Here is a 21,825-nt window from a genome sequence, read left to right as displayed (position 1 = left end):
AGCATCACTTTTAGTATGAAAAAACTTATTATCGCACTCCTTCTTTGCAGCGTTACAACGTGGGGACAAGTGCGCAAGGCTAAGGCTTTTCAAGCCGATGTAAAAAGCGATACCATCAGGGTAATTGAAGACCCCGAAGCTCTTAAATTTACCTTCAACCGATACCAACAAGCACAACAAAAATGGTTTAAATTCAACCAAGTAGGGTTGAATATGAGCGAGGTAGCTTTCTCCAATTGGAATGCAGGGGGGGAATCCTCAATTTCGGGTATTATGAATGCCAAATTCCGCCGCCGTTATACAGAACGCACTTTCTTTTGGGATAATGAACTCGAAATCAACTATGGTATCAATGCTCAAAAAGGACGCGAAGTGCGCAAAACAGATGATAAGTTGTCGCTCATTTCTTCATTTGGCTATCGTGGCGACTCTCAGTCGTTTTGGTATTACACCGCACGTTATCAGTTTTTATCGCAAATCAGCAATGGGTATAACTATCCCGATGTAGAGAAACCTATCTCTAAATTCTTAGCGCCAGCTTACATTACCTTCGGTTTGGGAGCTGAATATGCACCTGCTAAAATCAATTTCAACCTCTTTCTTTCACCTATTACGCTCAAAACCACTGCTGTATTCAATCAGCGTTTAGCCGATGACGGTGCTTTTGGGGTAGAAAAAGCCCAGCGTGCCCCCGATGGTACTATCCTCAAGAAAGGAAAACGCACGCATAATGAGCTCGGTTTTTCAGTATCAGGGCGTTGGGATAAAAAGATAATGGAAAATATGATGCTCAACACCACCTTCAACTTCTATGGCGACTATCTCAGAAACTTTGGAAATATAGATGTGGATTGGGAAACCAACCTCAACCTAAAGGTGAATAGCTATGTACAAGCGCGTATAGGGGTGCATATCAAATACGACGACGATGTGAAATTCTATTCGTACACTGCTCCTAACGGAGAAAAACACAACTATGGAGCACGCACTCAGCTCAAACAAATTTTGGGAGTAGGGGTATTATATACTTTTTAAGCGATGTTTTTAGAAAATACAGTAAACAACAACGAAAAAGCGGGTTGGATAGAAGTGATTTGTGGGTCGATGTTCTCGGGTAAAACCGAAGAACTGATTCGCCGATTGCGCCGTGCTCAATTTGCTAAACAGAAGGTAGAAATCTTCAAACCTGCCTTCGATACTCGCTATGACGATACCAATATAGTGTCGCACAATGCCAATGAAATCCCCTCAACTCCTGTAGAAGCCGCTTCCAGTATTATGCTCTTAGCCGATGGTTGCGATGTGGTGGGTATAGATGAAGCACAATTCTTTGACGATGAAATCGTGAATGTGTGCAACGAACTCGCCAATCGCGGTATGCGTGTGATTGTAGCAGGACTTGATATGGACTACAAGGGCAGACCTTTTGGTCCGATGCCTTTTCTGATGGCAACTGCTGAATATGTTACCAAGGTACACGCTGTTTGTACCCGCACGGGCAACCTCGCCAACTACAGTTTTCGTAAGGTCGCTAACGATCAACAGAGAATGCTGGGTGAAGCCGATAGTTACGAACCTTTGAGTCGCGCAGCTTTCTATAAAGCGATGAAGTCAGGGGATAGGGGGTAGAGGTCAGGTGTCAGGTGTCAGGTTTCAGGGGGAGTAAAAAAATAAAGTTTAGATGATTTGTTGGAATAAAAAAGTTGTATCTTTGACGCAAAAAGAAATGATTACAACAGATCTATTGTTTTCACCCTCTCACCCCGATTACGCCCTGATAACAAATATTAGCAAAGTACCCAATGCCCCCTATTGTTATCGCGCTATTATGCTTGAAAATAAATTAAGCCAAGAACTTATCCACCTTTGTGAGGAATACCACCAATGCATAGAAGCCTTTAGCCCCATTCTTGCCGATATAGCTGAAGAAAAAATTGCCGCCTTTCAATTATGTCTTAAAGAAAACGCCACTAAAATATTTGATCTTAAAATTGAGGGTAATGAAGTAATATTCTATACCAAATACCGCTGTGCCGAAGGATTTTTAGACGACTATCGGTCGAAATTATAAAATAATCGAATATAAGGACAGATACAATCAAATACATCTTTGGATAGGTAGTAATTTTGAAAAAGAAGAAAACTACCAACAATATTTTTTACTTCTGAAGAAATCAACCTCAACCCTCGTGCGTCTTGGGCAGAGCTTTTGCAAATAGCTTTTATAAATAAAGAGCAATATTTTTCTATAAGTAGATTAGTTTATGAAAAAGTGTTACAACGACTAAAATAAATTGACAATATGACAATATCCCCAATTAAACAATTACAACAGTTAGGTAAAATGCCTAATGAAGATTTAGACAATGATGGAACTGATGTTCATAACTTGGTAGCACAGTATGAAACTTTGTTAAATGAAATAGAAGAGCCGATTAGCTTTGAAGATGCTTATGTACTTCTCTCTATTCTACCCGATACTAAATGTTATGGGTTAGAGGAAATTATAGAGGGAAAAATAGAGAGTATAGAACTTGATAATGAAGAATCTATAGAAGCGTATGACAAACTTATCAATTCCTGTACAAATAAGGAAGTAAAAGATTTTTTGATAGTAGGTTTTGAAAACTGGAAAGAAGAACAATGATTACAACAGAAGAGCTAAAAACAATTCTTTTAAAAGGAGATTTAGCTGTACTTAAAACAGCTTTAAAAAACTATAATATTAATGAGTGTGATAAGTTTGGCAATACTATTTTGCATTATTATCTAAAACTAAAAACTCCTATAGGGCTTTCAGCAAAGGAAGTTATTGAGGTGTTTTTAGAAAATGGGGTGGCTATAAATCAAGCGCAGGAGGATAAACAGTTTGGCAATACTGTTTTGCACTTAGCTGTTATAGGACAACAATATGAAGCCTTCTCTTACCTCATTGAAAAAGGTGCCGATGTAAATGCTCAAGATATTCACGGCAATAGCGTTTTGTCTGTAGCTGTTTTTAATTACAAAAAGAATCCTCCTCTCTATAGTGAGATGATTGAAACTTTACTAAAGCACAATGCGAATCCACATTTAGCTAATCAGTACAATGTAACTGCCCACTCGTTAGCTCACAGCATTGGGAATGCTGATGTAAAGAAATTCTTTTAAAATAGTAGATTAACAAAATAATTTTATGACCGAATCCCTATTTTTTACTTGTGAAGAAATAGACCTCAACCCTCGTGCATATTGGGGAGAACTTTTGCAAATAGCTTTTATAAATAAGGAACAATATTTTTCTATAAGTAGATTAGCTTATGAGGAAGAACTTTATTTTGAATACAATGAGCAAACTCACTATATTTATGCCTTGTGCCAAGATGTAGTGTTTGAATTGAAAGCCAATGCCTTGCATATTCATATCACAAAGAAGCTAAAAGGTAATTGCCCTTTCAGTACTATTACAATACAATTACCTTCTTTTTCTGTTGATTTAGAAGAAGTGCTACAATGGCTAAAATGAGCTAACAAGCACTCATTAAACAATTACAACAGTCAATAAAAAAAACAACACTAATGTAGTATATTTGCTACATTAGTGTTGTTTGTTATAAATAATGTTGTATATTTGCAACATTAAAAGTCGTTTTATATGGAGAATTTACAAAACTTATTTAATCCTTTGTATACTATGACCGACAAAGAATTAGCTGAAAAATTAGGGGAGTATATAAAGAAAAGGCGCATAATGATGAAACTCACACAGCAAGAACTCGCTAACAAGGCAGGGATATCGCGTTCACAGTTAGTGAAAATAGAAAAAGATGGAAAAACTTCTACTCTTACACTGATAGCTATAGCAAGGGCTTTTAGTGTGTTAGATCCTTTTTTGCAAACATTTGAGACTTCCCAACTCACTCCCAAAGAAGAATTTGAATTAGAGGAGAAAAGACAAAAAATGATTGATAAAAAGCCAAAACGTATTTATAAAGTGAATTAGGATGGATAGAGTAAAAGTTATAAAGAACAAAGAGATAGTAGGTTACTGTTCTTGGAAGGAAGAAACAGGAAGAACTGAATTTGTGTATGACCCTACCTATGTGAAAATAGGAGAGGAACTCTCTCCTTTGATAATGCCTCTTAATGAAAGGGTGTATACTTCTAATCCAAGAGAATTGTTAGAGACGTTTAAAAATCTTCCTCCTTTATTAGCCGATACTCTCCCAGATGCTTTTGGTAATAAATTAATAGCAGAATGGTTTTCCAAACAAAGTATTCATCAAGGGAACTTGAATCCAGTTGAAAAATTAGCTTTTTTAGCTAATAGAGGTATGGGGGCTTTGGAATATGAACCTATTATTGAAAGCAAACGAAACAATGGTTTAGTGAAAGTAAATGAACTACTCGAAATAGTAAATCAAATAGTTTTTGCTAAAGAGGAGTCTTCTGTTCCTCTAAATGACTATCATCAGGGGTTGGAAACACTTGTGCAAATAGGTTCTTCAGCAGGAGGGGCTCGAGCCAAAGCAGTGATAGCTATTAATGAGGAAACCAATGAGATAAAAGCAGGTGATATTCATCAAGGTGAAGGATTTAATTACTACCTTATCAAATTTGATGGTTTAAAAGATGGTCTAGGAATAGCTCCACAAGGCTACGGTATTGTTGAGTATACTTACTACCAAATAGCCAAACTATGTGGAATAATAATGACTGATTGCAAATTGTATTGTGAAAATGGTAGAAGTCATTTTATGACCCAACGTTTTGATAGAAATCCTAACGGAAGCAAAAATCACATTCAAACTGTATGTGGACTTACAGGAATTGATTTTGACCAACAAGGTCTCTTTTCGTATGAACAGCTACACCGTATGACTTTGGCACTTACTAATGATAAAGAACAAGTAGAGCAACTTTTTAGAAGAATGGTTTTCAATGTTATAGGGCTAAACAATGATGATCATATAAAAAACTTTTCTTTTATGATAAAAGACGGTAAATGGCAACTTACTCCTGCCTATGACCTTACTTTCGCCTATCACCCTACGCATCCTTGGCTTAAAAGGCATTCTATCTTTATCAACCAAAAACTAATGGGTATAGAACTTCGTGATATTCTCCAACTCGCTTCTGATTTTAATATCAAAAATGCTGATGATATAATAAAACAGACAATAGCAAGTTTTCAAGAATTCTCAAGTCTTGCTCAACAAAATGGGTTGGACTCAATTAGAAGAGAAAAAGTAAATTCTCTAATAATAGAGAATCTGAAAAAATATTTTTAGAAGATATTTTTAGACAAAAAAAGAAAGTCCGATAAAAGAATTATCGGACTTCTTCATTAACCAACCAAAACTTTAAATTATGAAAACTATTATTTGAAGTTTACAATGAGCTACCACCCTCATTGCGATGCAAAGGTACGAATAAAACAGTACTTGTCAAGTGTATTTTTAAGTTTAACAAAAGTTTAATATAAAAGGGGCTCTATAAGCCCCTTTTAGCGTAATTTTAATACTTAAAACACTTATTTTTTTAAGATTTTGTTTACCATTTTTATTTGGCATTACGTGCTTCAATCCACTTGCGGGCATTGATAAATGCCTCTAACCAAGGGCTAACCGCTGTTTTTTCACTTGGATAGTATGCCCATTGCCAAGGGAAAACCGAACGCTCTATGTGAGGCATCGTTACCAAATGTCGCCCTGTTTTGTCGCATAGCATAGCCGTGTTGTAATCAGAGCCATTAGGGTTGGCAGGGTACTCCTGATAAGCGTATTTACCTACAATATTATATTCGGCTTCTGCCAATGGCAAGTGGAATTTCCCTTCGCCGTGCGAAATCCATACCCCTAAGGTACTACCTGCAAAGGTGGAGAGCATCACCGAATTGTTTTCAGGAATGGTTACTGATACAAAGCCACTTTCGTGCTTGCCACTATCATTATGCCACATTTTTCCGTGCTCTGCGTGCTCAGGATTGATGACTTCTAATTCCATAAACAACTGACAGCCATTGCATATACCTACTGAAAGGGTATCGGGGCGGGCAAAGAAGTTATCCAATGCTTTTTTAGCTTGCTCGTTGTAGAGCAAAGCCCCTGCCCAACCTTTAGCACTGCCTAACACATCGGAGTTAGAGAAACCACCTACAGCCCCTATAAATTGTACATCTTCTAAGGTTTCGCGTCCGCTGATAAGGTCGGTGGTATGCACGTCTTTCACATCAAAGCCTGCTAAGTAAAGGGCATTTGCCATTTCGCGCTCGGAGTTGCTACCCTTTTCGCGTATCACTGCTGCTATAGGGCGTTTGCCTGCGGGGCGTGCGGGTTTTTCGCTCGTGAAATGCGCTGGGAAAGTGTATTGTAAAGGCTGTTCGGAGTAGTTTTGATAACGCTCGGTCGCCTTGTCGTTTTGAGTTTGCTGTTTGTCTAACAAGTAAGAAGTGAGATACCACACATCGCGCAATTCGGGGATGTTGAAATGGTATGATTTTCCGAAATGGTGAATAGTAAGTTCTTGTGAAGTAGTTACTTCGCCTATATTAGCCCATTCTAAGAAGTGTGCTTCTAAAGTAGCTTCAATGCTGCTATCGGCTTGAATTACTACCCCTGCGTTTTCAGCAAAAAGGGTTTTGATAAGGTCTTCATCGGCAGAGAGTCCGCTCAAATCAATGGTAGCCCCTAAGTCGTTTTCGGCAAAGCACATCTCTAAGAGTGTTGTGATAAGTCCGCCGCTACCAATGTCGTGTCCTGCTTGTATTTTACCTTCTTTTATGAGTGATTGTAATACGTTGAAAGCTGTTTTAAAGCCTTCGGCATCTGTTATGGTAGGAGCTTTATCGCCTATTTTGTTTAATATTTGGGCAAAAGCCGAACCTCCTAATTCAAATTGAGCACCCGAGAAGTTGATATAATAAATGTTGCCTCCATTGCGTTTCAATACAGGTTCAACTACTTTTTGCACGTCAGTACAATGGGCAGCCGCCGAAATAATCACCGTACCTGGGGCAATCACATCACCACCGTCGGGGTATTTTTGTTTCATCGATAGGGAATCTTTACCGGTAGGGATATTGATACCCAATTCAATCGCAAAATCAGAAGCTGCTTCTACAGCTTCGTACAAACGCGCATCTTCTCCTTTATTGCGGCACGCCCACATCCAGTTGGCGGATAGCGATACACTTTGCAAGCCGTCTTTTAGAGGCGCCCAAACAATGTTTGTCAATGCTTCGGCAATAGCATTGCGACTGCCTGCGGTAGGGCTGATAAGTGCCGTAAGAGGCGAATGACCAATACTGGTCGCGATTCCTTCTTTGCCATTGTAGTCCAAAGCCATCACCCCAACATTGTTCAAAGGGAGTTGTAGTGCGCCTGCACATTGTTGTTTGGCGACTTTACCCCCTACACAACGGTCTACCTTATTGGTAAGCCAGTCTTTACAAGCTACACTTTCTAATTGTAGCACCTGTGTTAAATAGTTCTGTAGCTGACTTGCATAGTAGTGTAGCTCTTCGTAATTAGTAACTACTGTTTCATCGGTCATTACCGTTTTTGGCGAACTGCCAAAGAGCGCGCTGAGGTCTAAATCCATTGGGCGGGTGCCTTTCTTTGCAGAAGCAATGCTAAAATGCTTGTCGCTGGTAACCACACCCACCTCGTACATAGGCGCACGCTCGCGGTCGGCAATGGTTTTTAGTTTGGCAATAGCCTTTTCAGGCAATACCAATCCCATACGCTCTTGTGATTCATTGCCTATAATTTCCTTGTCCGATAGGGTAGGGTCGCCTACGGGCAGTTTGTCTAAGTCGATTTTACCGCCGGTTTCTTCTATGAGTTCCGATAAGCAGTTGAGGTGTCCGCCAGCCCCGTGGTCGTGTATAGAAACGATAGGATTCTCGTCAGATTCTACCATTGCGCGAATCGCATTGGCAGCGCGTTTTTGCATTTCGGGGTTAGAACGCTGTACCGCATTCAGCTCAATACCTGCGCCAAAAGCGCCAGTATTGGCAGATGATACCGCTGCCCCTCCCATACCGATGCGGTAGTTTTCACCGCCTAAGATAACGATTTTGTCGCCTTCCTTGGGGGTGTGCTTTATGGCTTGTGAGGCTTTGGCATAACCCACGCCTCCTGCTTGCATAATCACCTTGTCAAAACCTAATTTGCGTCCGCCTTCTTCGTGTTCAAAGGTGAAGAGTGAGCCCGTAATGAGCGGTTGCCCGAATTTATTACCAAAATCGCTTGCCCCGTTAGAGGCTTTGATGAGGATATCCATCGGTGTTTGGTACAACCATTGGCGTTCAGGCATTCCTTTTTCCCAAGGGCGGTCTTCTTCTAATCGGGGGTAGGCAGTCATATACACCGCCGTACCTGCCAAAGGCAAAGAACCTTGTCCGCCAGCCAAGCGGTCGCGTATTTCACCTCCCGAACCTGTAGCAGCCCCGTTGAAAGGCTCTACCGTAGTGGGAAAATTGTGGGTTTCGGCTTTGAGTGAGAGCACGGCTTCAAAAGGTTTCACCTCGTAGAAATCGGGTTTATCGGCACTTTTTGGTGCAAACTGGTCGACAGTAGCCCCTTTGATGAAAGCCACATTGTCCTTATAAGCCGAAACAATGCTATTAGGATGTTCTTGTGATGTCTTTTTAATGAGTTTGAAGAGGGTAGAAGGTTTTTCCTCACCATTGATAACAAAAGTACCATTAAAGATTTTATGGCGACAGTGTTCGGAGTTGATTTGCGAGAAGCCAAACACTTCCGAGTCGGTGAGTTTGCGCCCGAGTTCTTTAGAAAGATTTTGCAAATAGGCGACTTCTTCGGCGCTTAGCGCAAGTCCTTCTTGCTGGTTATATGCCTCGATATCATCGATTTCGAGTGTTGTTTGCGGTTGAATATCGATAGTAAAACTCTCTTGAGTAAGACCGTTGTATCGCTCAGAGAGCATAGGGTCGAAAGGCATATCGGGGTCGGTTAGTTCGTGGAACTCCTCGATGCGGGTAATCCCGTGGATGTCCATATTTTGGGTAATTTCCACTGCATTGGTACTCCAAGGGGTAATCATTGCAGCACGCGGACCAACGAAAGTGCCGCTAAGGGTAGGCTGGTTAAGTTGCTGGGCATTGCCAAACAGCCATTTCAGTTTGTTGAGGTTGGCCTCAGTAAGGGTAACTTCGGTAGCTACCACATAGATAGTGTTTTTGGGGTTTTTAAAGAAGAGAAGCATCTTTTTCAATTAACAATTGACAATTAATAATTAACAATTAACCTATTCTTCATCTAATAAGTCACAAAACATTAAGCGGGTATATAATTTTCGTGGATTGGTCTTTCTTTCGGAACGTTCATTTTCGTCTTTAGGAGGCTTAGTGTAAAGATCCTCATCTATTTCGTGTGGAAATAGAGTTTTAAAGCTATTTCTTTTATAAAAATGTAAAATATTAGGTTCATTTTTGGCGTCTACTATGGCAAATCGACAACCTGTTTTGTTTTCATCATTTAAGAACCACATTTTAATAAAATCTAACACTTCTGAACCTATCCCTTTATTTGAGAATTTGGAAGCAACTGCTAAACGACCTATGAGTACACCTGGGTAACGTGTAAGCATTTTTTCGCGATGCGTAATTCCCCACATTGCATTTTTTCTGCTGTTAGGTAAATCGTAAATGCGAATACTATCATTTGATACGGTAAAACAAGCTACAATTTGCTTTGTGTCTTTTCTCAGTCTAAAACAATAAGTCTTACCCATTTTGTATTGAGTATAGGCGATAGCTTCATTTTGAAAAAAGTCGTCCATATCATCATCACCACAAATAAAAGGGGTAACTTTCAGATAAAATGTTATCAGTTAAAATTTCAAGAATACAATTTTCTTCAAGAAATGTCATTATTTATTGAAAATAGGAGATTTACTCAAAATGTTTTGCATCGCTTTATAGCGAGGGTCGGTAGTAATATCTTTTTTGGTACGCAGATCATATTTACGTTCACTCTCTTCCGCCATTTTGCGAAAGCGACGTGCTTCTTTACCATATAATGTGGGTATTGCTTTGATTTCTAATGCCATAATATTATTTTTTTAATCAACTTAGCCAAAATCTTAACCTTTGGCAAGTGTAGTGATACACCAATATTGGCACAAAGGTATAAACTTTTTTTCAATTGGCAATAAATATAAAAAACTCCCTCTTATTTTTTAGATAAGAAGGAGTTTGCATTTTTTACATTTTAGTTTTTTCTCCCTTGTACGCGACTTTACCATCGATAGAAAGTTCTTGTGTTTTAGGGTTATAAGCGTACTTGCCATTTTTGTAAGTGCCGTCTTTCTGTTGTTTTAAGAGAGGATGGGTCTCTTCCGTAGTGATGAATAGCTCTACTTGGCTGTTATCCCCTTCTTTGGCTACAATAAAGGCACTGATTACGGCCACTTCTTCCTTCTCTTCCACAGGATTGAGGCGTGTGCCTACTTCAAATACTTGTACGCACTCTTGCAGGAGCTCGCTCCACGATTGTCCTGCACTGCCTATACAGCCGTGAGCATCTCTATCACCTCCTACGGGTGGCATCTCTTCTGTAGCAGAAGGGGTTACCTCGGTGGTTTCTGTTTGGGTAGTTTGCGTTGAATTGCTGTTGTTGCAAGCTATCATTGTCATTGCCATTACGGCTACAATACTTAATTTTTTCATTTTTTTAATGATTAAAGATTAGACAAAGGTATAAAATAATTAGCAAATTAGCAAATTAGTAAATTAATACCCGTAGCGGTCGCCCCATAGTTTTTTGAGGTAGTCACGCAGCGCATTTTCACGGGGATTATCAGAGGGTTCATAGAAGGTTTCTCCTTGTAATTCATCAGGGAGGTAATCCTGAAAGGCAAAATTGCTCTCATAATCGTGAGCGTATTGATAGTCTTTGCCATAGCCGAGTTCTTTCATCAGTTTGGTAGGGGCATTGCGCAGATGGATAGGCACGCTGAGGTCGCCCGTTTGCTTTACCACTTGTTGGGCTTTGTTGATCGCCTTATAAGAAGCATTGCTCTTAGGCGAAGAAGCGAGATATATAGCACATTGACTGAGGATAATACGCGCCTCGGGGTAACCAATAGTGGTTACTGCTTGAAAAGTGTTGTTCGCTAAAATCATTGCCGTAGGATTCGCATTGCCTATATCTTCCGAAGCGAGTATGAGCATACGGCGTGCGATAAACTTCACATCTTCACCTCCTTCAATCATTCGTGCCAACCAATAGACAGCCCCATTTGGGTCGCTGCCGCGTATTGATTTGATAAAAGCCGAAATGATATCGTAGTGCTGTTCACCCGTTTTGTCGTAGAGTACGGTGTTTTTCTGCACGAGGTGCAATACACTATCGTTGGTAATAACAACAGGTTCGCCGTCGGGGGTAGCGTTTATAACCAATTCGAAAGTGTTGAGCAGTTTACGACCGTCACCGCCAGATAGTTTTAGTAAGGCTTCGGTTTCTTGCAGTTGGATATCTTTGGTTTTGAGAATAACATCTCGGGTAATGGCATTGTGGAGCAGTTGTTCTAAATCTTTGCGCTCAAAAGCCTTGAGGATATACACTTGGCAACGAGAGAGCAAGGCAGGAATCACCTCAAAACTGGGGTTTTCGGTAGTTGCTCCAATGAGGGTAATCCACCCCTTTTCGACAGCCTGTAAGAGGGAATCTTGTTGGGTTTTGTTAAATCGGTGAATTTCATCGATGAAAACGATAGGATTTTGGGTAGTAAAGAGTCCGCCGCTTTGCTTGCTTTGGTCGATTACTTCGCGCACTTCCTTAATCCCCGAACTAATGGCACTCAGGGTATAGAAAGCGCGGTTGCTTTGGTGTGCAATGATATTTGCCAACGTGGTTTTCCCCGTACCTGGGGGACCCCAAAAGATAAGCGATGGCAAAAGACCGCGTTCTATCTGTTGGCGCAAAGCCCCTTGAGCTCCTACTAAGTGCTCTTGTCCCACATATTGCGCAAGGGAAGTGGGGCGCATACGTTCTGCTAAGTTTTCCAATTAACAATTAATAATTAATAATTAACAATTGCCCCCGACTCACTTACTCGGCAATTGCCGACAACCCCGAAGGGGGACAATCTGTAAAAGCTACTTTTCTGATGAGAAAAACATCTAAAAAAGGGGGATAAAAGATTTTGTTTTATGTGGGCGTTTGCAAAACGCCCGTACAAGGTGACTAAAAGTGATGCGAAATTCGTTATTTGTCATTCGTCATTCGTCACTATTGAGTGATACTCGCGCCAGAGGCAGAGCCGATACCTACTACTTCGTCATAGAGAGCGCCAGGAGCGCGGTAGTATACAAGCACGAGGTAAGTGTTTTCTGTTTGTTGAAAATTACCACTTATCTCGTTGAAATCAACAGTGTTGCCTGCTTTGGTAGCAAACTTATAGTTGTAAAATCCCTGTTTAAGAAGTACTTTTCCTTTGAAAAGACCATCTTTTTCGTCATAAGTGAGTTTGTACTCATCGCGGAGTTCGTAGTTACTGAACTTGCCGTATACATACACTTCTTTATTCCAAAAAGTAGATTTGCCTTCTAAGGCGAAATGCACTTGGGTGTAATCGGCTTCGTTGGCAGGGTTCATTCCGTTGAGCGTACTAACCAAGAAATCGCCATTGATATCGGGATAATAGGTATAGACATTGCTCGCACGACTTACATTAGGAAAGAGGTAGCTGTTCACCCATTTGCTACGGTCGATACGCGAAATACCCGATGCAGGCACTCGTATATCCTTGCTATCGAAATAGAAATACTCATTACCACCCCAAAAAGCTGTTTCGCGGTCGTAGCGATACACGAGGTCGTTACCCATTACATACTGAGGTTTTACGTCCGTGATAGCCGTATCCCAACGGTAGTTTTGCAATATGGCTACTTTCACTGCTACATTGGGATTATCAAGCCTAAAATCTTTCTGCCGAATGGTGAATTGCACCACTTGTTGGGTATCGAAGTATTGCAAATCGCGAGCGCGTTTTACTTCGGTGAGTACATTCACTTGGGGGGTATAGAGCACAAAACGGCGTGAAAAGAGTTCTGTGCCATAACTATCGGTGATAGAGAGCATATAGTTGCCACTGAGAGTGATTTTGGTGAGTTCGTTAGGGAAAGTAAGGCGGTAATGCGAATAACCTTGCAGGGTGCCATAGGAGTTGCTCTCGGGCTGTAGCGGTTGGTTATCAATACCTTTGAGGTATTCGCTTTTCAGTAGAGAAGAGGCAGACCAATCGGCATTACAATGAGTGATTTTATAGTAGTAAGTTTCCTCATTCCCCCCGAGGTCGTCGAACTGCAAGCTAAACGACTCGTTACGGCGCACGATAGGGAATTGGTTCTTGTCGTTGGCGTCGGCTTTGAAAATAATCGTTTTGATATAGTCGGGAGGGGTTTTCTCCACCAGCGGTTGTGCATGCAGGGCTAATGGGAATAGGAGCAAAAGTATAAGTTTTTTCATAATGTATAATGTTTGTTTTTTTGTTTTAGAATTTCTATAGAGAGCGAATTGCCATTCTATAGAGGGCGAATTGCCATTCGCCCCTACAATATACCAAAAAGCGACTGATAATCAGAGAAATTAACTGCTTTCATTGCTCTTTCAATTTTTCGACTACTATTTGGTGGTAGATTTCACCTTTTGCAAATATAGAAAAAACTAAAGCTGTTGCAATTACATTTTTCTTCATATCTAACTTTGTTTTTTTGCACATTCGCTTTATAAAAGGGGCGTTTTTCTTCAAAACAACTGCTGGAAAAGAATCTTTTTCTTGTATAAATAAATAAGCAGTAGTGTCGAGTCCTTTTTTGCGATAATAGTTATGTACTTTCTTCTTTATTTTTTTAGGCAAAAAGCGTGCTACGGTATCTAAAAGAAAGAAATTATCTCCCTTTTGTCCATCTCCACAAGGGTAAAAACTCGCTTTAAATTCTTTTTGAGTATAATGAATAGTATCTATTTTGTAAACATCTATATCTGTATAAGCATAATAATCAGTATAACAAGACTTACAAGCACAGGTGTTATCCGTAAAAGTAATGCAATGTTTTTCTTGTGAGTACAAGAAAAAGGAACAAAAGTACATAAAAACAATGATATGTTTCACTTTATGAGTCATTATTTATCGATAGGTTTTGCTTCTTTGATGTAAATCATATCTTTTTGTCCTCCAGTATAAAAGGAAAAATAGTTTTTTATAAGAAATCTCATTTATCTATTACCATTAAGTTATAGTATTCTCCTGTGCTGAGTTCTAATATTTTTAAGATTTTAACTTTTAACACTACATTTTGTTGTTCACCACAGCTAAACTCTTTTGTACTATGGATATAATAGGTCTTTCCATTCTGTTCTAAAACATAAGCAGTACCGCAACTCAAGATAGATTTTTTAAGATTTCTATCCATTGAAACAAACTTCATACATATTTTATCCACATCAGATTTGCCACAGAATTTTATATCAACTTTAATTTTCGCTGATGAGACTTTCACTACTTTTGCTTTATTTTCATAGAAATGATTTAGATTTTCAATAATAGGGATTGTATCCCCATTAGTGAGTACTATATCTTTACGAAAATCCTCAGTTTGATATTGTTTATTCCTTTCTGTAAAGGAAAATAAGCAAGGGAGTAGGAGCAAGAAGAGAAGTTTTTTCATAATGAATAGTGTTTATTTTCTGTTTTTTAAGATTAATTCAAGGAAAGGCAATTCGCCACCCTGTTCTTCATATCGCAAGAACCAATCTTTCTGGTCACGGTATTCTTCGGGGACTTTTTTGAGAAGTTCCCCCTCTTTTCGTTCGGGATATTCACTTGGAGTCTTAGTCCGTATAAAGGTTTTGCCTTTGGTAGTGTAATCAGGATAGATGTATTCTATATCTTCTGTTTTATCGCTTTTATCGCCTATCCATTTCATCTTGTACAAGCCTGATATTCCTCCAAAACCAGCCTCTACTCCTCGTATGATTTTTTCTTTGGGGTAAAAAGTAGCGTTATCAAACTCGTAAGCAGTAGAAAATTTTTCGGTTTTAGGATCGAACAGATAAATATAGATAATGCTGGAACCAAAAGCACCTGTTGTCCACCAATCTATATTAAAATCATTAATACTATCGCCGTTGGCATCGAAGATAGAATCGTGTACGGCATAAGTGAAGTCTTGTATATACGAGAGTTTCTTTCTAAAAGTGCGGTTTTTTTCTATTTTGTACACTTCTACTAACGATTCTATTATCCTATCATCGATATGAACTACTACATAGGGTTGGTTGTTAAAGAACTTACCTGCTTTGATAGTAGTTTTGGCTATGCTGTCTTGAGAAAAGTAAGTGTACTGCCAATTTTCTTCTCCTTTATAAAGCGAATCGACCTTTTGCAGGGCATCTTTCACAATAGCAACAAGCTCAGGGTTAGGATCATCAGTTACCACGTTTTCAAAATTGGAAGAGGTGAGCGTTTTAATGCTATCCTGCAGGATGGTGATGCCTTCTTTTTCTTGTTTATCGGTTGTGGAGGTATTTTTACAAGCGGATAAAGCTAAGAGAGTGAATGTTATGTAAAGAAATTTTTTCATATTTTGTGAATTTACGAATTTATGAATTTGCTAATTAAGTGCGTAGGCAGTCCCATTACGTTGTTATAAGAACCTTCGATAGCGATAACGCCTATATGCCCAATCCATTCTTGGATACCGTAAGCTCCTGCTTTGTCGAATGGTTGATATTTAGTTATGTAATAGCTGATTTCGTCGTTAGAAAGTTCTTTGAAAGTTACTTTGGTGATGCAGTGCTGGGTAACTTGCTTTTCATCGGTGGTAAAGCATACGGAAGTAATTACCTCGTGGGTCTTGCCAGAGAGCGAATGCAACATTGCAAAGGCATCGGCAGTGTCTTTAGGTTTGCCCAAGGCTTTGCCCTCGTGCCATACGATAGTATCGGAAGTGAGGAGCACGCAGTTAGCAGGTATTTCTCCTGCAAAAGGTGTGGCTTTTAGCTCAGCCAAATAATCAGTGATTTGCTCGCGCTGCAAGTGTGCAGGGTAAGTCTCGTCTACGGGTTTGAGAATGACCTCATAGGGGAGGTCTAACTCTTTTAGGAACTGCTGGCGGCGCGGTGAGCCTGAGGCAAGAATTATTTTTTTCATCATTATTTTTGAAGATGTATCATCAAATCTTTATCAGTATATTTTTGTAGGTATTTGAGTTTGTTTTGTAAGAAATAGTCGGCATATCGAGTGTATTGTTCTGTTTCGTAGAAGTATAAGAGCCCTGAGCGATAATCGTTGATATCTAGATTGTTAGTAGAGAATATGGGGATGATATCTTCATTCATTAGCACAACGCTTTCGGTAATACGGGCAGTTCGTTTGTTGCCATCGATAAAAGGTTGTAACTTGGCTATATTGCAATGCAGATAAACGGCTCTCTCTAATGGATTGGAGAGGTTTGCTTGCTGCGTTATGATATGGTCTAAACTTTCTTCTATTGCTGTAGGTGAAGCCAGTGGAACATAATCGCTACCCGCTATGCGCACGGCTCTTTTTCTAATAATGCCACGCTCGCGGTCGTCAACTAACTCATCGAGGAGTTGTGAGTGCATTTGCATTAAGAACCTCTTGTCTATCATCTCTTTGTTGCCACTTTTTATATGTTGTAATTCAGCTATAAAGGTGTTGTACAAGTTCTTGAGCATCTTAGCATCTTCAAATTTTTTTGCTGAGGTAATACCGTCTTTGAGCAAGGTTTCAGTTTCTACAAAACTATAGGTATTGCCTTCTATTTTTCCGGAATAATAAGACCACACCACAGCTAACTCTCTTATTTCGTTGGAATAGAGTTCACTCAAAGGTGAGATGGCGTTATTCTCTAAAATAATATCTGATAACTTTTTTTGATAGTCGTTGAATATTGGTTTCATATTTATTTCATTTCATCGCAATAATATACTGAGATAAAATTGCTAATAGTATCTCTTTTGTCTTTGCTACCCAAAATTTTTGTCTTTTCTTTTGATGATAAATATATCCAACCACCAGCATTTACTTCGTATTCATAAATATGATTCTTATAGCGCAAAGACCCTTTTACATTAGACTGAAAAGAACCATAACACGTATGCCATTCTTGCGTAGATATTTCAGGAAGTCTTTTTAAAAATGTGATTATAGCCTCTTTAGTAGGCACTTTCCAACCAAATTCTACCTCTCCCTTATCCTCGTTAGGAATATAAGAAAGAATTTCATCCTTCCCTTTTGAAGACTGTGCATTTCCTCTATCCCAAAAGATAAAAACTACTATAAATAAAAACGCTATTTTTCTCATAAAAAATACAATAAATTAATGATTATGAAATATTTTCAGTAGTATCAATCATTAGCTTAGGAAATGTAACTGTCAAGGTAAGTTTACATTAAAGGAGCAATATACACCTTACTGATTGATATAGAATTTTTGCCCTAAATAAGGTTTTAGGTATTCGTGTTCGAGGCTTTTTTCGAGCATTTGGCGTTCGAGGTCACAACGGAATACTTCACCTTTGAGGTATTTTTCAATCATTAGGGAGGCGATAGGTCCAGCAACACGAGCTCCATAATAACCATTTTCTACAAATACGGCGATAGCTATTTTAGGGTCTTCTACAGGAGCAAAGGCAACGAATATAGAGTGGTCAGTAAGTTGCATACGCTTGCCATTGACCCTAATGAAGTTCTCGGCTGTTCCTGTTTTTGCCGCAATATTGATGCCATCAATTTGAGTACGGCGCGCAGTACCAGCTAAATAAGCCATATTCATTCCTTTGATTACGGGATCGAAGTGTTTAGGGTCTATAGTGGTGTGCTTGGGCACAGTGTATTCTTGAAAAGGTGTTTGTTTGTTGTCGATTTGTTTTACAATATGAGGAGTGTAGAAATACCCTTTATTGGCGATAGCAGCCATTACATTGGCGAGCTGTATAGGGGTGGTGAGTATTTCACCTTGCCCAATAGCGTTGGAAATGTTGCTTGTGCCGTTCCATCGTTTAACGCCATATTGTTTGTCGTACAGAGCGGTATTAGGCACTTTGCCCGCACGCCCTGTAGGGAGGTCACAGCCGAGGAAGCCGCCAAGTCCAAAACTGCGCACGTGAGCGTTCCATTTGTCCATACCTACTGCTGAGGTGGTTTTCATATCGATGACGCGCTTGTAAGTATTGGCAAAATAGGCATTACAAGAGAGTGCGATACCGTGTAAAAGGTCGTTAGAACTACGTCCGCAGTGGCAGCGCATAATATGTCCGCCATAGCGATAGCCCCCGCCACAGCTGAACACACTTTGAGGAGTGATGACCCCTTCCTGCAAGCCGATGAGTGCATTTATTACTTTGAAAGGAGACCCTGGGGGATATTCGGCGAGAAGTGTACGGTCGTAGAGAGGTTTGGCGATAGAATCGTTGTAGAGAGCGGTGTAGTTTTTGGAGCGTTCGCGTCCTACTAACAAGGCGGGGTCGAAAGTAGGGGCGGAGATGAGAGCGAGAATTTCGCCTGTTTTAGGTTCAATGGCAACAATACCGCCGTGTTTGTGTTGCATCAGTTGTTCGCCATAAGCCTGCAAGCCTATATCGATAGTGAGTTGTAAGGGTTGCCCCATAATAGGCAGGGTATCCATTGCGCCATTTTTATAACGTTCGATAGCAGCGTTGTGCTTGTCCTTTTGGAAGTATTGTACTCCTTTCTTGCCGCGCAAAAACTCTTCGTATTGTTTTTCAACTCCGCTACGCCCGATGAGTTCACCAGCGAGGTAGTAAGGATTTTTTTTGAGTTCCCATTCGTTTACTTCACTTATGTAGCCCAATACGTTCCCTGCATTGTGAGTGAGGTAACTGCGGAGCATACGTTTTTGTATATAGAAACCTTGGAATTTGCGCATTTTTTCTTGGAGTATGGCGTAATCGTCTTTTGAGAGTTGGTGTACGATTACTGATGGTTTTTTACGCGAATAGTCGCGAGCTTTTTGGAGACGTTCTCTAAAGTCGTTTTTTTCGAGTTCTAACAAACTACAGAGTTCGAGAGTATCTAAATTTTTCACTTCGCTGGGAATAACCATCACGTCGTAAGCGGGTTGATTAGAGACCAAGAGTTCGCCGTTGCGGTCGTAGATATAGCCGCGTTCGGGGTAGTCGTAAACAGTTTCGATAGCAATATTATCGATGCTGTTGCTATCGTCGTGGAAGACGATTTGCAGGAAGAACAATCGCAACAAGATTACGACGGCAGTGAATATGATAATGATGGGTAGCAGGAGTTTTCTCATTTTTTATTTTTACTAAACAGATAAATAGTGAGCAAGCAAACGATGATAGTGAAGATAGATGCCCCTATAATTTTAGTAAAAGTAAGTAGCAAATGGTTGAAATTGAATATTTCTAAGAAATAGAATAGGGTGTGATGCACTACCACCATTAGGGTTGTATAACTAAAGATTTTGGTGAATGGATAGCTGGCTAAGTCCATTTCTTGATACTCAAAATTCCTGCCAAAGACGATGAGTAAGATACTTTTTCGGCAGTAGGCTATCAATACACAACTGGCGGCGTGCAAGCCTCCAGTGTTAGAAAAAATATCTATACAGAGACCTATAGCAAAGGCAGCTAACAGATAGGGTACTTGGTTTTCACGATAAGGAGCTACCAAAAGGAACACGATGTAAATCATCGGGTTTACATAGCCCCAGTACTCTATATGATTGAAAATAAGCACTTGTAAAAGTACTAAAGCTATGAATAGAAAGGTATTTTTTACAAGTGGGTGCGTCATTTTGGGTTTTGTTTTTCTAAAGCTGAAATAGCGTCTTTATCTTTGTTTTCAATGAGGTATACATAATCGAGGTTAGACATATCGGTAAAGAGCCATACATCGATGATGAAGGTATTATCGAACTTGCTTTTCTCGAAATGCACAATTTTACCAATAGGGATTCCTTTAGGGAAAATGTTAGACATACCACCTGTTACGATGGTGTCGCCGTTTTGGATAGGGGCGATATTTGGGACTTCGAGTAATTGTACTTTGTTTACTTCTTTGGTATTCCAGTGTAGAGAACCGAAATGCTGGGTACGTTTTACCATTGCATTGAGGGCTGAACGGCTGTTGAGCACGCTCTGTACAGTTGCAAAATGACCTGAAGTGTTTTCTATAATTCCTACGACACCTCGTGGTGAGAGTACGCCCATATCCTGTTTTACGCCATCTTTACTACCTTTATCAATAGTGAGGTAGTTTTTTTGGAGGCGAAAACTGTTATTGATTACATTAGCTTTTAGGACTTTGTACTTCAGTGAATCGGTGGTGGTGAAGCCGAGGCTATCGACACCTTTTGTTTGTCGCAATTGTTCTTGCATTTGGAGTACTTGGTCGCGCAAGCTACGGTTTTCTTCGGTTAAGGCTTCATTTTGGCTTTTCAAACTGAAGTACTGCGCCCAATAGTTAGAAAAAGCATAAAGTTTCCCCGATAGGGCATTTGCCGAATTGATATAGGCACTTTGAGGGTAATAATTACTTCTAAAAACCAAACCAATAGCGCATAGAAACAGCAGGAGGAACACGAAAAAGTTCCTCGTTCTAATGAAAAATTGGATGATTTGGTTCATAGTTATTTAGCTAAGAAGTAAGAGGTAAGAGATAAGAAGTGAGGTTCCGTTTCTTATCTCTTATCTCTTATCTCCTACTTAAGTAGGATGCTTCTAAATTTATTGATATTTTTTAGGGTGATACCGGTACCACGTACAACGGCGCGCAAAGGATCTTCGGCTACGTATACGGGGAGGTCGGTTTTCATAGAGATACGCTTGTCTAAGCCGCGAAGCATAGAGCCCCCACCAGCCATATAAATACCGGTATTGTAAATATCGGCGGCGAGTTCAGGAGGTGTTTGAGAAAGGGTTTCCATAATAGCGTCCTCAATACGCAAAATAGATTTATCAAGGGCTTTTACCATTTCGCGGTAAGATACTTGCACTTGTTTAGGTTTACCAGTGAGCAAGTCGCGCCCTTGTACCATAATGTCATCGGGTGGAGCATCGAGGTCTTCGGTGGCAGCACCTACGGTGATTTTGATATTCTCGGCAGTACTTTCACCCACGTAGAGGTTATGCTGGGTACGCATATAGTGAACGATATCGGAGTTGAAGATGTCCCCCGCGATTTTCACTGATTTGTCGCATACGATACCCCCGAGGGCAATGACAGCGATTTCGGTAGTACCCCCACCTATATCGATAATCATATTGCCTTTAGGTTGCATAATGTCGAGCCCAATACCGATAGCGGCTGCCATAGGTTCGTGCACGAGGTAGATATCCTTACCATTTACGCGTTCACACGATTCGCGAACGGCACGAGTTTCCACTTCGGTAATCCCTGAAGGGATACACACCACCATACGCAATGATGGAGAAAAGAAGCGTTTGCGCAAAGCGGGGATGCTTTTGATGAGCATACCAATCATTTGCTCGGAAGCGTCGAAGTCGGCAATTACCCCGTCTTTTAGGGGGCGTACGGTAGTGATGTTAGGGTGAGTTTTCCCTTGCATCAAGCGAGCTTCTTGCCCGACGGCTATAATTTTTTTGTTTGTTCTATCTAATGCTACAATAGAAGGGCTATCGACTACCACCTTGTCATTATGAATGATAAGTGTATTGGCAGTACCCAAATCTATTGCTATTTCTTCTGTTAAGAAATCGAAAAAACCCATATTTTATTTCTTTCTGTTGTATGTTTATCTTAAAAATCAATTAGATAAGTATCTGAAAGGATACTTTTTTAGCGGGT

General features: G+C 40.0%; 24 protein-coding genes and 1 pseudogene. 9 read left to right on the top strand and 16 right to left on the bottom strand.

What is annotated here, in order from left to right; all coding sequences use genetic code 11:
• Nucleotides 1-15: 15 nt before the first annotated feature.
• From I7X29_RS10675 to I7X29_RS10640, 9 genes and pseudogenes are all read left to right on the top strand, one after another.
• Nucleotides 16-1,035, top strand: coding sequence for a DUF3078 domain-containing protein (locus I7X29_RS10675; RefSeq protein ID WP_198474589.1), 1,020 nt, complete (start codon nucleotides 16-18; stop codon nucleotides 1,033-1,035).
• 3 nt (nucleotides 1,036-1,038) lie between these two features.
• Complete coding sequence (locus I7X29_RS10670) at nucleotides 1,039-1,629, top strand: thymidine kinase (protein WP_002680155.1); 591 nt, start codon at nucleotides 1,039-1,041, stop codon at nucleotides 1,627-1,629.
• Between the two features lie 97 nt (nucleotides 1,630-1,726).
• Nucleotides 1,727-2,071 carry a hypothetical protein gene (locus I7X29_RS10665; RefSeq protein ID WP_198474587.1) on the top strand — a complete coding sequence of 115 codons (345 nt, stop codon included), beginning with the start codon at nucleotides 1,727-1,729 and terminating at the stop codon, nucleotides 2,069-2,071.
• Between the two features lie 81 nt (nucleotides 2,072-2,152).
• A pseudogene (locus tag I7X29_RS15680) lies at nucleotides 2,153-2,278 on the top strand (transcriptional regulator); the annotation flags it as partial.
• 24 nt (nucleotides 2,279-2,302) lie between these two features.
• Complete coding sequence (locus tag I7X29_RS10660) at nucleotides 2,303-2,647, top strand: hypothetical protein (protein ID WP_198474585.1); 345 nt, start codon at nucleotides 2,303-2,305, stop codon at nucleotides 2,645-2,647.
• Nucleotides 2,644-3,150, top strand: coding sequence for an ankyrin repeat domain-containing protein (locus tag I7X29_RS10655; protein WP_198474582.1), 507 nt, complete (start codon nucleotides 2,644-2,646; stop codon nucleotides 3,148-3,150). The genes I7X29_RS10660 and I7X29_RS10655 overlap by 4 nt, the downstream gene beginning before the upstream one ends.
• Before the next feature lie 25 nt (nucleotides 3,151-3,175).
• Nucleotides 3,176-3,505 (top strand): transcriptional regulator, encoded by a 330-nt coding sequence (locus I7X29_RS10650; RefSeq protein ID WP_198474580.1) that lies wholly within the window; start codon nucleotides 3,176-3,178, stop codon nucleotides 3,503-3,505.
• A 129-nt stretch (nucleotides 3,506-3,634) separates the two neighbouring features.
• Complete coding sequence (locus I7X29_RS10645; RefSeq protein ID WP_198474578.1) at nucleotides 3,635-3,982, top strand: helix-turn-helix domain-containing protein; 348 nt, start codon at nucleotides 3,635-3,637, stop codon at nucleotides 3,980-3,982.
• Between the two features lies 1 nt (nucleotide 3,983).
• Nucleotides 3,984-5,270: a type II toxin-antitoxin system HipA family toxin gene (locus I7X29_RS10640; RefSeq protein WP_198474576.1), complete on the top strand. Its 1,287-nt coding sequence runs from the start codon at nucleotides 3,984-3,986 to the stop codon at nucleotides 5,268-5,270.
• A 271-nt stretch (nucleotides 5,271-5,541) separates the two neighbouring features.
• On the opposite strand, the gene purL is transcribed toward I7X29_RS10640, so the two are convergent.
• The 16 genes from purL to I7X29_RS10560 all read right to left on the bottom strand — a co-directional run bounded on the left by purL (nucleotide 5,542) and on the right by I7X29_RS10560 (nucleotide 21,748).
• Nucleotides 5,542-9,210: a phosphoribosylformylglycinamidine synthase gene (gene purL, locus I7X29_RS10635; protein ID WP_198474574.1), complete on the bottom strand. Its 3,669-nt coding sequence runs from the start codon at nucleotides 9,208-9,210 to the stop codon at nucleotides 5,542-5,544.
• 42 nt (nucleotides 9,211-9,252) lie between these two features.
• Nucleotides 9,253-9,786, bottom strand: a complete 534-nt coding sequence (locus tag I7X29_RS10630; RefSeq protein WP_198474572.1) for a GNAT family N-acetyltransferase — start codon at nucleotides 9,784-9,786, stop codon at nucleotides 9,253-9,255.
• A gap of 90 nt (nucleotides 9,787-9,876) precedes the next feature.
• The gene (locus tag I7X29_RS10625; RefSeq protein ID WP_009414160.1) at nucleotides 9,877-10,056 is read right to left on the bottom strand and encodes a hypothetical protein; all 180 of its coding nucleotides are present in this window, start codon (nucleotides 10,054-10,056) and stop codon (nucleotides 9,877-9,879) included.
• Between the two features lie 154 nt (nucleotides 10,057-10,210).
• A complete protein-coding gene (locus I7X29_RS10620; RefSeq protein ID WP_198474570.1) occupies nucleotides 10,211-10,675 on the bottom strand; it encodes a hypothetical protein in 465 nt (154 codons plus the stop codon).
• Nucleotides 10,676-10,738: 63 nt separating this feature from the next.
• Complete coding sequence (locus I7X29_RS10615) at nucleotides 10,739-11,995, bottom strand: replication-associated recombination protein A (RefSeq protein WP_198474620.1); 1,257 nt, start codon at nucleotides 11,993-11,995, stop codon at nucleotides 10,739-10,741.
• A 244-nt stretch (nucleotides 11,996-12,239) separates the two neighbouring features.
• Complete coding sequence (locus I7X29_RS10610; protein WP_198474567.1) at nucleotides 12,240-13,478, bottom strand: type IX secretion system plug protein; 1,239 nt, start codon at nucleotides 13,476-13,478, stop codon at nucleotides 12,240-12,242.
• Between the two features lie 130 nt (nucleotides 13,479-13,608).
• Nucleotides 13,609-14,124: a hypothetical protein gene (locus I7X29_RS10605; protein ID WP_317191535.1), complete on the bottom strand. Its 516-nt coding sequence runs from the start codon at nucleotides 14,122-14,124 to the stop codon at nucleotides 13,609-13,611.
• A 100-nt stretch (nucleotides 14,125-14,224) separates the two neighbouring features.
• Complete coding sequence (locus tag I7X29_RS10600) at nucleotides 14,225-14,680, bottom strand: hypothetical protein (protein WP_198474565.1); 456 nt, start codon at nucleotides 14,678-14,680, stop codon at nucleotides 14,225-14,227.
• 12 nt (nucleotides 14,681-14,692) lie between these two features.
• Nucleotides 14,693-15,595, bottom strand: coding sequence for a hypothetical protein (locus I7X29_RS10595; protein WP_198474563.1), 903 nt, complete (start codon nucleotides 15,593-15,595; stop codon nucleotides 14,693-14,695).
• Nucleotides 15,596-15,606: 11 nt separating this feature from the next.
• Nucleotides 15,607-16,164 carry a Maf-like protein gene (locus I7X29_RS10590; protein WP_198474616.1) on the bottom strand — a complete coding sequence of 186 codons (558 nt, stop codon included), beginning with the start codon at nucleotides 16,162-16,164 and terminating at the stop codon, nucleotides 15,607-15,609.
• A 2-nt stretch (nucleotides 16,165-16,166) separates the two neighbouring features.
• A complete protein-coding gene (locus I7X29_RS10585; RefSeq protein WP_198474561.1) occupies nucleotides 16,167-16,937 on the bottom strand; it encodes a Fic family protein in 771 nt (256 codons plus the stop codon).
• 2 nt (nucleotides 16,938-16,939) lie between these two features.
• Nucleotides 16,940-17,341, bottom strand: coding sequence for a hypothetical protein (locus I7X29_RS10580; protein ID WP_198474559.1), 402 nt, complete (start codon nucleotides 17,339-17,341; stop codon nucleotides 16,940-16,942).
• A 108-nt stretch (nucleotides 17,342-17,449) separates the two neighbouring features.
• Nucleotides 17,450-19,309 carry a penicillin-binding protein 2 gene (mrdA, locus tag I7X29_RS10575; RefSeq protein ID WP_198474557.1) on the bottom strand — a complete coding sequence of 620 codons (1,860 nt, stop codon included), beginning with the start codon at nucleotides 19,307-19,309 and terminating at the stop codon, nucleotides 17,450-17,452.
• Nucleotides 19,306-19,812 carry a rod shape-determining protein MreD gene (mreD, locus tag I7X29_RS10570; protein ID WP_088593626.1) on the bottom strand — a complete coding sequence of 169 codons (507 nt, stop codon included), beginning with the start codon at nucleotides 19,810-19,812 and terminating at the stop codon, nucleotides 19,306-19,308. Before mreD ends, mrdA begins: the two co-directional genes overlap by 4 nt.
• A complete protein-coding gene (mreC, locus tag I7X29_RS10565; protein WP_198474555.1) occupies nucleotides 19,809-20,645 on the bottom strand; it encodes a rod shape-determining protein MreC in 837 nt (278 codons plus the stop codon). The genes mreD and mreC overlap by 4 nt, the downstream gene beginning before the upstream one ends.
• A gap of 74 nt (nucleotides 20,646-20,719) precedes the next feature.
• Nucleotides 20,720-21,748 carry a rod shape-determining protein gene (locus tag I7X29_RS10560; protein ID WP_002680118.1) on the bottom strand — a complete coding sequence of 343 codons (1,029 nt, stop codon included), beginning with the start codon at nucleotides 21,746-21,748 and terminating at the stop codon, nucleotides 20,720-20,722.
• Between the last annotated feature and the right edge of the window lie 77 nt (nucleotides 21,749-21,825).

This window comes from Capnocytophaga periodontitidis (assembly GCF_016126015.1).
GTDB lineage: Bacteria > Bacteroidota > Bacteroidia > Flavobacteriales > Flavobacteriaceae > Capnocytophaga > Capnocytophaga periodontitidis.
The sequence above is the reverse complement of the archived record's forward strand: the minus strand, read 5'-3'. Positions and strand labels throughout refer to the sequence as shown.